This is a genomic window from Stenotrophomonas sp. PS02298 (assembly GCF_029959445.1).
In the GTDB taxonomy this organism is placed as follows: Bacteria; Pseudomonadota; Gammaproteobacteria; order Xanthomonadales; family Xanthomonadaceae; genus Stenotrophomonas.
Genome location: NZ_JASCOR010000155.1, coordinates 1 through 10170, shown reverse-complemented (window position 1 = coordinate 10170; position 10170 = coordinate 1). Strand labels below are relative to the sequence as shown.

Annotated in this window: 9 protein-coding genes; 6 read left to right on the top strand and 3 right to left on the bottom strand. The window is 64.9% G+C overall.

What is annotated here, in order from left to right; genetic code table 11:
- Positions 1–133: 133 nt before the first annotated feature.
- Positions 134–2461 (bottom strand): TonB-dependent receptor, encoded by a 2328-nt coding sequence (locus QMX78_RS17495; RefSeq protein ID WP_282271909.1) that lies wholly within the window; start codon positions 2459–2461, stop codon positions 134–136.
- 173 nt (positions 2462–2634) lie between these two features.
- Here QMX78_RS17495 and QMX78_RS17490 point away from each other — a divergent pair, with 173 nt between their 5' ends.
- From QMX78_RS17490 to QMX78_RS17480, 3 genes are all read left to right on the top strand, one after another.
- Positions 2635–3648 (top strand): TIGR00266 family protein, encoded by a 1014-nt coding sequence (locus tag QMX78_RS17490; protein WP_282271907.1) that lies wholly within the window; start codon positions 2635–2637, stop codon positions 3646–3648.
- A 173-nt stretch (positions 3649–3821) separates the two neighbouring features.
- Positions 3822–4439: a hypothetical protein gene (locus QMX78_RS17485; protein WP_282271905.1), complete on the top strand. Its 618-nt coding sequence runs from the start codon at positions 3822–3824 to the stop codon at positions 4437–4439.
- A 106-nt stretch (positions 4440–4545) separates the two neighbouring features.
- Positions 4546–5580: a patatin-like phospholipase family protein gene (locus QMX78_RS17480; RefSeq protein WP_282271904.1), complete on the top strand. Its 1035-nt coding sequence runs from the start codon at positions 4546–4548 to the stop codon at positions 5578–5580.
- A gap of 157 nt (positions 5581–5737) precedes the next feature.
- Here the strand turns inward: QMX78_RS17480 and QMX78_RS17475 are convergent, their stop codons facing one another.
- The gene (locus tag QMX78_RS17475; protein ID WP_282271903.1) at positions 5738–6220 is read right to left on the bottom strand and encodes an Lrp/AsnC family transcriptional regulator; all 483 of its coding nucleotides are present in this window, start codon (positions 6218–6220) and stop codon (positions 5738–5740) included.
- 132 nt (positions 6221–6352) lie between these two features.
- Here QMX78_RS17475 and phhA point away from each other — a divergent pair, with 132 nt between their 5' ends.
- Positions 6353–7243: a phenylalanine 4-monooxygenase gene (phhA, locus tag QMX78_RS17470; RefSeq protein ID WP_282271902.1), complete on the top strand. Its 891-nt coding sequence runs from the start codon at positions 6353–6355 to the stop codon at positions 7241–7243.
- 110 nt (positions 7244–7353) lie between these two features.
- Here phhA and QMX78_RS17465 read toward each other — a convergent pair whose 3' ends face one another.
- Positions 7354–8061: a hypothetical protein gene (locus QMX78_RS17465; protein ID WP_282271901.1), complete on the bottom strand. Its 708-nt coding sequence runs from the start codon at positions 8059–8061 to the stop codon at positions 7354–7356.
- Between the two features lie 166 nt (positions 8062–8227).
- Between QMX78_RS17465 and QMX78_RS17460 the strand changes: the two genes are divergently transcribed.
- Positions 8228–9334: a histidine kinase gene (locus tag QMX78_RS17460; RefSeq protein ID WP_282271900.1), complete on the top strand. Its 1107-nt coding sequence runs from the start codon at positions 8228–8230 to the stop codon at positions 9332–9334.
- The gene (locus tag QMX78_RS17455) at positions 9331–9966 is read left to right on the top strand and encodes a response regulator transcription factor (protein ID WP_282271898.1); all 636 of its coding nucleotides are present in this window, start codon (positions 9331–9333) and stop codon (positions 9964–9966) included. Before QMX78_RS17460 ends, QMX78_RS17455 begins: the two co-directional genes overlap by 4 nt.
- The last annotated feature ends 204 nt before the right edge of the window (positions 9967–10170 follow it).

The window sequence follows — 10170 nt, the reverse complement described above, 5'->3', positions numbered from 1 at the left end:
GGCTTACGCCGCTCCCACACGATGTTTGGCGGGGCTATCGGTAACACCTCTTGCCGAGCATGGCTCGGCACTACAGGAAAGCAGAAGGCGCGGATTGCTCCGCGCCTTCTGCGTTCAACACACAACCCTGCGCTTAGAAGCGGGTCTTGAACTCCACGCCCCACAGACGCGGTTCGTTGATGAAGCCGGTACGGTTGTTGAAGTCGATGCCGCCGGTGGCGCGGATCTGGTTGGTGATGTTGCGGCCGTACAGCGCCACGTCGTAGTCACCGTCATTCCACTGGTAACCCACGCGCAGACCGCCTTCCAGCAGCGACTTGCCGGTGAATTCCTTGGACTCATACAGGAAGAAATTCACTTCGCTGCGGTACGCCCAGTCGGTGAACACGTACAGCTGGGTGCCATCGGCCAGCGGCAGCGACCAGCGTGCGGTCATGTTGTGGGTCCACTCCGGTGCCTGCGGCAGCGAGTTGCCGTTGATCCGCGCCTTGCCGTTGATGACCGGGTCGGTCACGGTGCAGGAGAAGCACGGCGCCACGTCCAGGTCCGAATCCTTGATCTCGGTATGGTTGTAACCGCTGCCAAGGGTGACCAGCAGGTTGTCGGTCAGGTAGGCCTGCAGGTCCAGCTCGAAGCCCTTGCCTACGCTCTTGTCGGCATTGAGCAGGATGTTGGCATTGCCATCAACACCACCCACGGCGGTCAGCTGCTGATCCTTGACCCGGTAGTGGTAGACGCTGGCGTTGAAGCGCGCACGGTTGTCCCAGAAGTCCGCCTTCACGCCGGCTTCGAAGGACAGCACGGTCTCAGGATCGGCCACAGTCTTGTTGTTGAAAGCGCCAGCGGACTGGATCGAGCTGCCACGGAAGCCGGTGGCGACGCGGCCGTAGACGTTGACCGTGTCATTGACCGCGTAGGTAGCCGAGAAGTCCCAGTTGAACTTCTTGTCCTTGGTCGAGGCCGACAGGTAGGGATCAACAGCATCACCCTTGGCGTAGGCGTCCTGCTGCGCGGCAAGCAGACCGGCGAGGTCGCACTTGGCAATACCAGGGGGCGTGGTCTGGGTCGGTGCAATGCACGGCGAGAAGCCAGTGTTCCAGTAATCCTTGACCTTCAGGTCCTTATTGTCGACCGTGTAACGCACGCCGGCGCGCAGTTCCAGCTTGTCGGTCGCCTGGAAGTTCAGGCCGCCGAACACCGCCCATGCATCATTGGTCTGGTTGATGCGCTGGAAGCCGTCCTGCTTGCTGCCGTTGGTAGTGTCGTAGCTGACGCTGTCGACGTCGTAGTCTTCCTTGAAATAGAACACGCCGGCCTGCCAGTTCAGCGGGCCTTCGTTCTGCGATTCAAGACGCAGCTCCTGGGTCCACTGCGAGTGGCTGGGGATGCCATCGGCGGTTTCGGAGGCGAACGGTACGTCTTCGGTGAAGTACGGGCCGGAGGTGCCATCGATGTCGCCGACGCTGAAGGTATCGACGGTCTCGTAACCGGTGATCGAGGACAGCTTGTAGTTGCCCAGGTCCCAGCTCAGGCGTGCATTGGCACCGCTGCTGTCGAGCTCGGAATGGTTCAGGCCGTCGATCGAGACCTTGTTCTCGTCGAAGCCGGGCACGAAGTCGTTGCTGCCCTTCTTGAAGATGTTGCCGCGGAACAGGCGCGCGGTACCGTTGAGGTGACGCTTGTGTGCGCCCAACAGTGCTTCGAAATTGTCGCCTTCGTACAGGAACTGCGCACGCACGGCCGATTCGTCATAGCCTTCCAGGCCGTCGTTCGGACCGGTGCCGGTGTTCTTCACCCAGTCGTCGCGACGCTGGTACAAGGCCGACACACGTGCCGACCAGCGCGCGCTCAGCGCGCCACCGACGGCGGCTTCCACGTTCCACAGGTTGTCGCTGCCGTAGCCGACCTTGCCGTAGCCCTCGAACTCCTGCGACGGACGCACCGAGTCGAACTTGACCACGCCAGCCGGGGTGTTGCGGCCGAACAGCGAACCCTGCGGGCCGCGCAGCACTTCCACCTGCTCCACGTCGAAGATCGGGAAGCCCTTGAGGATCGGGTTTTCCTGCACGATGTCGTCATACACCAGCGAGACCGGCTGCGAGGTGTTGAGGCGGAAATCGGTGTTGCCGTAGCCGCGGATGTAGAAGCGCGGGAACGCACGGCCGAACGAGGATTCGATGTTCAGGCTGGGCACGCGGCCGGACAGGTAACGCACGTCGGTACCGCCGGAGGCCAGCGCGTCGAGCTTCTCGCCGCTTACGGTGCTGATCGAGACCGGCACGTCCTGGATGTTCTCCACCTTGCGCGCGGCGGTTACCTTCACCGCATCCAGCGTGGCGGCTTCCTTCTGGGCCGGGGTCGCATCCTGCGCGGCAGCGGTGAGTGGCAGTACGGCGAGAACGGCAACAAACAGCGGATGCGCAGCCGGCAGGCGGCGGCGGACGGTACGGGTCGGGGACATGGCGGAGAAGGGCCTGTTGAGGAGGAATGGGGAACTGCGCCTAGCATGGAATTGTTGCAGTACAACATTCGTATCGCAATCGTTCAGCTATTCAGCGGCATGACGCCTGTCAGGGGTATCCAGCCCTTCCGCCGCATAGACTTGGGACTTCCTTCCCGCCCAGGCACGTTGTCATGACCCAGTGGTATTTCCATATTCCCGGCCAGGCCGACCGCGTCGGCCCCTTGGACGACGAGGCCGCGCGCCGCTTTGCCCAGGGCAGCCGCCAGGCACTGGCCTGGCGCGAGGGCATGCAGGGCTGGCAGGCGGTGACCGAGATCGCCGACTTCGGCGGCCAGGCCGGCCCGCCACCGACGCCGCCGCCGGTGGGTGGCAGGGGCAACCGTGCCGACGATATCGACTTCCGCATCATCGGGCATGAGATGCAGTTCGTCGAAATCGAACTGGACCCGGGCGAAAGCGCGATTGCCGAGGCCGGCGCACTGATGTTCAAGGATTCCACGGTACAGATGGACACCGTCTTCGGTGACGGCCGCCACGAAGGCCAGGGCGGCGGCTTCATGGACAAGCTGATGTCGGCCGGCAAGCGCGTGATCACCGGTGAAAGCCTGTTCGCCACTCTGTTCACCCACACCGGCAACGGCAAGGCCAAGGTCGCCTTCGCCGCGCCCTATCCCGGCACGGTGATCCCGATGAAGCTGGACCAGCACGGCGGCAAGCTGATCTGCCAGAAAGACAGCTTCCTGGCCGGCGCGCGCGGCGTGCAGGTGGGCGTGCATTTCCAGCGCAAGGTGATGACCGGCCTGTTCGGCGGCGAGGGTTTCATCATGCAGAAGCTTGAAGGCGACGGCTGGGTGTTCGTGCACGCCGGCGGCTGCGTGGTGGAACGCGAGCTGGCCGCAGGCGAACGCATCGACGTGGATACCGGCTGCGTGGTGGCTTACCACGCTGGCGTGGATATGGACGTGCGCCGCGTGGCCGGCCTGAAGAGCATGTTCTTCGGCGGCGAAGGCGTGTTCCTGGCGACCCTGACCGGCCCCGGCAAGGTATGGCTGCAATCGCTGCCGTTCTCGCGCCTGGCGGGCCGCATGTATGCCGCCGCACCGCAGGGCGGTGGGCAGAGCCGCGGTGAGGGCTCGGTGCTGGGTGGGCTGGGCCGCTTGCTGGATGGTGACAACAAGTTCTGATGTCGCCGTGGTTTCCGTAACCCGGCTGGAGAGGCCGGGTTACGGAATCATGCACGCATCCATTGCGCGCACGCAGCGTGCCGTCGTCCACGCATGGAAGACGTATCTGCTTGTCGCTCCCTGGCGCCGTCGCCATACTCGCCGCATTCATTTTCAGGGGATGGCAGGACGCCATGCACGCGCAGGACAATGTTTACGCACCACCACAGGCCTCACTGACGCAGGAAACCATGGAACCGTCGGCCTTGCCGCCGTTCTATGTGGTTTCAATCACCAAGCTGGTGCTGCTTTACGTCGCCACCCTCGGTTTCTATTCGCTGTATTGGTTCTGGAAACACTGGGCCCGGCACAAGCGCGACAAGAAGCTGGATATCTGGCCAGTGCCGCGCGCGATCTTCGCGATCTTCTTCGCCAACAGCCTGAATCAGGAAATCGACCATCGGCTGCGTCGCGCAGGCAAGCGCTACGTTTGGTCACCGGGCATGTGGGCCGGCGCTTACGTCATCTCAGCCATTGGCGGACGCATCGTCAGCCGCATCCCCGATAACCTCCTGCCGGCTCTGCCCAGCTTCGGCATCGGCATGCTGTTGCTGGCGGTGAACGCGATGGCACTCGTGCAGGCGCAACGCGCGGCCAACCTTGCCTGCGGTGATCCATCGGGGGCAGGGAATTCGCGACTGACCGCAGCAAACTGGGCCTGGCTGGTAGTGGGCGGACTGTTCTGGGTGGTGATCGCGCTTGGCATACTCTCGTTGTTCTGGACGCCAACGGTGAACGTCCCGGCGGGCTAGTTCCGGCTGCGGAAGACAGCCGCAGCTAAACCAAGCAGCAGCCCGCTGGCGGCCTTGCCAACACAAAGCGCTATGCTGGCGCCCTTTCCAATACCCCCTGTTCATCATGAAAGCGCGCAACGCCCGTCTGCTGCTGTCCCTTTCCCTGTTTGGCCTGCTGGCAGCCTGCGGCGGTGAGAACACCAAGCCCACCCCGCCGGCAGCGGTGCAGCCGACCACGCCGGTAAGGCCGGTCAAGATCGGCGTGGCACTGGGCGGCGGCGCGGCCAAGGGGTTTGCCCATATCGGCGTGATCAAGATGCTGGAGGCCAATGGCTTCGAGCCGGTAGTGGTATCCGGCACCAGCGCCGGCAGCGTGGTCGGTGCCCTGTATGCCAGCGGCATGAACGCCTTCCAGATGCAGCAGAAGGCCGTTGCACTGGATGAAGCCAGCATCCGCGATATCCGCCTGTTCTCCGGCGGCCTGGTGCAAGGCCAGAAGCTGCAGGACTACGTCAACGCGCAGGTCGGCAACAAGCGCGCCGAGCAGTTGCAGAAGCCATTCGCCGCGGTCGCCACGCAACTGGAAACCGGCGAGCGCGCGGTGTTCGTGCGCGGCAATGTCGGCCAGGCGGTGCGGGCTTCCAGCTCCATTCCCGGTGTGTTCGAGCCGGTGATCATCGGCGGCAAGAGCTATGTAGACGGCGGCGTGGTCAGCCCGGTGCCGGTGGATGCGGCCAAGCAGCTGGGTGCCGAATTCGTGATCGCAGTGGATATCTCCAGCCGCGCCACCGGCCAGCGCCCGACCGGCCTGCTGGGTGCGGTGGGCCAGTCGATCACCATCATGGGCCAGCGCCTGGGTGAGCAGGAACTGGCGCGCGCCGACGTGGTGATCCGCCCGGCAGTGCTGGACATCGGCGCTGCCGATTTCGAGCAGCGTGGCCGCGCCATCCTCGAAGGCGAGAAGGCCGCGATGGCAGCAATGCCGCAGATCCGCGCCGGCATTGCCCGCCTGCAGCAGGCGCGTGCCGCCAGCGCGCGCAATGCCGATGCACGCGCCGCCGCCGTACAGGCCGAAGCACACCAACGCTGCCAGGACAGCCGCAGCCGCATCGAAAAACTGCGTGGCATCGAGAAGAACTGCAGCGCGCCAGCGCGTTGATGATCAACGGCAGGGCAGCAGAGTCTTTTGTGGGAGCGGCGTAAGCCGCGAAGCTGATAGATCTTCAGATCAAGAGCTCAACAGCAGAAGCGCCCTCACCCCAACCCCTCTCCCGCGTGCGGGAGAGGGGCTTGAAAGCTGCAACACCGACCCTTCTTCACCGCCCCAGTTGCGACAGCGGCAGGGCGCGGAACTCCTTCACCGTGCGCAGCACGAAGCTGGAATTGACGTCGGCAACACCGGCTGCGTTGAGCAGCTTGTCGAGCAGGAATTCCGAGAAGTGGTCCAGATCACGCACGTAGACCTGCAGCAGATAGTCCATGTCGCCTGTGAGCGCATGACAGGCCACCACTTCGTCCCATAGCTGCACCGCCTGCACGAAGTGATCGATCGCCGCCTGGCCGTGCTTGGACAACTGCACGCGCACGAAGGCCTGTAGGCCCAGCCCGATCGCGCGTGGCTCCAGCCGTGCGCCATAACCGGCGATCACGCCTTCCGCTTCCAGCCGCTGCACCCGCCGCAGGCAGGCCGACGGCGAGAGATTCACCCGCGCCGCAAGCTCGGCGTTGGTGGCGCGGCCATGCTGCTGGATTTCGACCAGAAGCCGCAGATCCGTGCGATCAAGATTCACCGACGCCATCTTTGTTGCCCCGCACCATTGAATGGACGCAACAATATTGCGTCATAACCGGCTGACAGAGCAATTACGCACACCTGTTGCGTGGCAGGCTTCCTACCATGCGGTTATCTATTCCCTTCAGGAGCTGCCGCCATGGAAGCCAACCCGCGCCGCGTCGAACACCAACAGACCGACAAGGGTTACGTGCCGGTCTATACCACCGCCGTTGTGGAGCAGCCCTGGGACGGCTACAGCGCCGACGACCATGCCACCTGGAGCACCTTGTACCAGCGCCAGCGCGAGCTGCTGGTCGGCCGTGCCTGCCAGGAATTCCTCGATGCCCAGGACGAAATGGGCATGAGCGAGCACATGATTCCGCGCTTCGACCAGCTCAATGAAGTGCTGGGCGCCGCCACCGGCTGGACCCTGGTCGGGGTGGAAGGCCTGCTGCCGGAACTCGATTTCTTCGATCACCTGGCCAACCGCCGCTTCCCAGTGACCTGGTGGATCCGCCGCCCGGACCAGATCGACTACATCGCCGAACCCGATCTGTTCCATGACCTGTTCGGCCACGTGCCGCTGCTGATGAACCCGGTGTTCGCCGACTACATGGCCGCCTATGGCCGCGGTGGCGTCAAGGCGCATGCGATCGGCCCGGATGCATTGCAGAACCTGACCCGCCTGTACTGGTACACGGTGGAATTCGGCCTGATCAACACCGCCGAGGGCCTGCGCATCTACGGCGCCGGCATCGTCTCCTCCAAGGGCGAGTCGCTGTACTCGCTGGAGTCGGCCGCGCCGAACCGGATTGGCTTCGACCTGGAGCGGATCATGCGCACCCGCTACCGCATCGACACCTTCCAGAAGAGCTACTTCGTCATCGACGGCTTCGAACAGCTGATGGCCGCGACCGAACCGGACTTCACCCCGATCTACGCACGCCTGGCCAACGCCGAACATCTGCCTGCCGGCGGCGTGCAGGAAGGTGACACGGTATTCCAGCGCGGCAGCGGCGAAGGCTGGGCTGACGGCGGCGACGTCTGAGCCAGCGCACATCGCTGCAATGGAAGAAGCCGCCCAAGGGCGGCTTCTTCGTCTGCGTCCCACGTAGCCCGGGCAAGCGAAGCGCACCCCGGACTACCAACTCACGCGACTCACTGCGCCGCCTTGGCCACCCGCCGACCGCCGTACTTGCGGTCCAGGTAGACGCCAACCAATACCGCCACCAGCAACGGTGCCGCCCACGGGAACAGCTCGATCAGCAATGCCGGCACCGTGGTGTGACTGTGCAGCCACTGCCATACCGGCCGCATGCCGATGCCGAGGAACGCCACATGGGTAGCGATGCCCGCACCCAGGATCGACTGATAGTGCTGGCGGAACGCCCAGTCCGGACGCGACGGGCCACGGCGGGCGAACTTCAGCATGCGCCAGCCCACCCACAGGCCAATCGAAGAGAAGCCCAGGAACAGGGGCTGACGATGCTGGATGCCGGTGCCGACGACCACCAGGGCCAGGATCACCATCGGCCATAGCGCCAGATGCCAGCCGGGCCGTGACACCAGCTGCTTCCAATCGCGCTTGTCGGTGACCGCACGCCAGGCAAGCCACGTCGCGTTGCCGGTGATCGCCATCAGGTAGGCCAGGAACAAGGCCGACAACGGCTGCTGGCGGAAGAAGGCGAACTGGGCGGTGATCGGCAGCGCGGTAACCACGATCACAGCCATCGCCACCAGATACACCTTGCCCAGCAAGCGATGCCGGGGCGAGCCTTTCTTCATGAACGCCGCCGACCAGAAGCCGACCAGGGCGACCACGCCGGCCAGCACATGCAGCGCAACGATCAGGGAATATCCGGGCATGACAGCGATCTCTTCGGTGGTGGCCGGCGAATGCGATGGCCTGTGCACAGCGTGCGTTTTCGGGCGCACGCACGGCAGTCGCGGCAGTCATTGATCGACCCTGCCGGAAGTCACTTTCTGCTCCGCCCCCCTTGCCGCTGAGGCCTGCGCCCACCAGCATGCGTGCATGGAAATCACTCCCCGTTCGCGCTGGCACAGGCTGCTGCACCCGCTCAACCTCGCCGGCCTGCTGACCTGGTTGGCGGTAGCGGCCACCCTGCCCTATGGCTCCGCCGAGCAACTCGCCCTGCGCTGGGGCAGCGCTTTGCTGTTCCTCGTCGCCTTTCTGTTTGCCGCCAGCTATGAGCGCCCCTCACCGCAGCGCAGCGTGGCGCTGCTGGTCGAGGCAGTGGCGGCACTGGCGGTGATCCGCCTGGCCGCCAGCAGCGGTGTGGCGCCCGCCCTGCTGGTGATGCTGGCCGCGCAGGTTGCGATGAGTTGGCCTCTGCGCATCACGCTGGTGGTGATGCTGCTGGTCAACCTGGGCATGTATCTGGTGTTGCGCGAGGTGCACAGTCACCCGGCCGCGGTGGTGTTGATCTTCGCCGGCTTCCAGGCTTTCGCCATGCTCACCACACACTACGCCAGCAGCGCCGAACAGGCGCGCGACCGGCTGGCACTGGTCAATGCCGACCTGCTGGCCACCCGCGCCCTGCTCGCCGAGAGATCGCGCGACATGGAGCGGCTGCGGCTGTCGCGTGAACTGCACGATGTGGCCGGGCACAAGCTCACGGCGCTGAGGTTGCACCTGCGCGCGCTTGCCGGCCGCACGGACGCCGCGCCTGAGCTGGCCTTGTGCGAACAGCTGTCCGCCGAGCTGCTGGGCGATATCCGCGCCGTGGTGCATTGCCTGCGCGACAGCGGCCAACTCGACATGGACACCGCGCTGCACGCACTGGCCGCACCCTTGCCGCGACCGCGCCTGCAGCTGCAGTTGGATGACGACGTGCAGGTCAGCGATACCGCCAAGGCCGAGACCCTGCTGCGCTGCGTGCAGGAGGCGCTCACCAACAGCGCCCGCCACAGCGATGCCAAGGTGCTGCAGGTTGCCCTGCAACGCCGCGACGGACGCTTGCTGCTGGCGATGGAAGACGATGGCCAGTTGCGCGGCGAACCACGCCCTGGCAATGGCCTGACCGGCATGCGCGAACGCGTGGACGAACAAGGCGGCAGCCTGCAGCTGCAACGTGCTGCTTCCGGTGCCCTGCAGATTCGTGTGGAATTGCCGGCATGAACGACTCCCCCCGCATTGCCTTGGTCGATGACCAGGCCCTGATCCGCGCCGGCCTGCGCGCCCTGTTGCAGCAGCTCGGCATCACCATCGTGTTCGAGGCGGACAGCGGTGACGCCCTGCTCGAGCAGATCGCGCAGCAGCCGGTGCAGCTGATCCTGTCGGACATCCGCATGCCGGGCATGGACGGCATCCAGGCCTTGAAAGCCCTGCGCGAGCGCGGCGATCAAACGCCGTGCGTGTTCCTGACCACCTTCGACGAAAGCGACCTGCTGCTGCGTGCCACCGAAGCCGGTGCGCAGGGTTTCCTGCTGAAGGATGCAGCACCGGAAGACCTGCATGACGCCATCGGCCGCGCCATCGCCGGGCAGACCTTGTTGCAGCCGGTAAGTACCGATGCGGTACGGCAGCGCTATCGCTACCACGCCGACGACGCGCCGAAGGAGTTGTTCAGCCAGAAGGAAGTCGCGGTATTGCGGCTGATGGCCGGTGGCTACAGCAACCGCGAGATCGCCGGCAGCCTGTTCCTGGCCGAAGGCACGGTGAAGAACTACGTGTCGACCATCCTCGACAAGCTCGACACCCGCGACCGCACCCGCGCGGTGTTGAAGGCGATCACCCTGCGGGTGATCTAGCGCCGCCGAACGAAGCCGTAGTGCCGAGCCATGCTCGGCAAGGGCGTCAGCCGCAATCCATCAGCGCTTGTGGGAGCGGCGTAAGCCGCGAAGCCGGTGGACCTTCAGGTTGCGGGCATGCCGATGATTGCAGCATTGCCGGCTTCGCGGGGGGCGCCGCGGCCCCCACAGGGTTTTCGGGTATTCCACAGGCGAGCCTGGGTG

Bases quoted from the DNA above. Each gene is read 5' to 3' on its own strand.
- QMX78_RS17475 (WP_282271903.1), bottom strand. From the start codon at position 6,220: ATGGCGTCGGTGAATCTTGATCGCACGGATCTGCGGCTTCTGGTCGAA.
- QMX78_RS17495 (WP_282271909.1), bottom strand. From the start codon at position 2,461: ATGTCCCCGACCCGTACCGTCCGCCGCCGCCTGCCGGCTGCGCATCCG.
- QMX78_RS17490 (WP_282271907.1), top strand. From the start codon at position 2,635: ATGACCCAGTGGTATTTCCATATTCCCGGCCAGGCCGACCGCGTCGGC.
- QMX78_RS17480 (WP_282271904.1), top strand. From the start codon at position 4,546: ATGAAAGCGCGCAACGCCCGTCTGCTGCTGTCCCTTTCCCTGTTTGGC.
- phhA (WP_282271902.1), top strand. From the start codon at position 6,353: ATGGAAGCCAACCCGCGCCGCGTCGAACACCAACAGACCGACAAGGGT.
- QMX78_RS17485 (WP_282271905.1), top strand. From the start codon at position 3,822: ATGCACGCGCAGGACAATGTTTACGCACCACCACAGGCCTCACTGACG.
- QMX78_RS17465 (WP_282271901.1), bottom strand. From the start codon at position 8,061: ATGCCCGGATATTCCCTGATCGTTGCGCTGCATGTGCTGGCCGGCGTG.
- QMX78_RS17455 (WP_282271898.1), top strand. From the start codon at position 9,331: ATGAACGACTCCCCCCGCATTGCCTTGGTCGATGACCAGGCCCTGATC.
- QMX78_RS17460 (WP_282271900.1), top strand. From the start codon at position 8,228: ATGGAAATCACTCCCCGTTCGCGCTGGCACAGGCTGCTGCACCCGCTC.